The sequence below is a fragment of the Vibrio sp. M260118 genome (assembly GCF_036533755.1).
GTDB lineage: Bacteria > Pseudomonadota > Gammaproteobacteria > Enterobacterales > Vibrionaceae > Vibrio.
This window is the reverse complement of record NZ_JATABG010000668.1, coordinates 1-716: the sequence shown is the minus strand read 5'-3', so window position 1 is coordinate 716 and position 716 is coordinate 1. Positions and strand designations below refer to the sequence as shown.

Below are 716 nucleotides of genomic sequence, written 5' to 3'. Positions count from 1 at the left end.
ATACCAACCATTACCACTGCCAAAACCGTCAGCAGTTGGAAGTAATCGCCATAAACGTTTTGTACGATTTCTTGGGTGATCTCCTGACCTTTCTCGAGAGCAATTGATGTTGAGAACACCGCACCAACAATGCCGCTTAGTGCCATTGCAACAGAGAACAATGACACCGAGAAACCTTCGATGTGCTTAGGTGCTACAGATAGGATAAACGCAACCACAAGGCTACCGACAATTACTTCCGCAAATGCTTGGAAGAAGTGAATAGCTAAGAACACTTCAGGACGAATTACCACATCTTCACCTACGTTCATTACCGCCATGGTTAAGATACCAAATGCGATGGCAGTGAAAATAAACGCGAAACCAATCTTAGTTGCGGTAGAGAAGTTGATGCCTTTTTTCTCTAGCGAAGAGAAGGTCATTGCGATCACTGGGCCAGCAACGATACACCATAGTGGGTTCATTGCCATTGATGCTTCAGGAGCAATTGGGATGAGGTTGAACAGATCGCCACGCATGGTATTGATGGTTACCATGGTCATGGACGTCATCATTTGGCCATAGTAAACAAAGAAGCAGGTGGTCAGAACGGTCATGATAAGAATTGTACCCATCTTAAGTGCATCTGATTTGCCTGACTTAAACATCAGTGAGATGAAGTACAAGATCGCAGCCGCGCCGATTGCGTAAACGATGTTCTGCCCGATATCCATGTT

General features: G+C 45.1%; 1 pseudogene. It reads right to left on the bottom strand.

What is annotated here, in order from left to right:
• Nucleotides 1–716, bottom strand: a pseudogene (locus QTO00_RS20430) (major facilitator superfamily transporter); the annotation flags it as partial.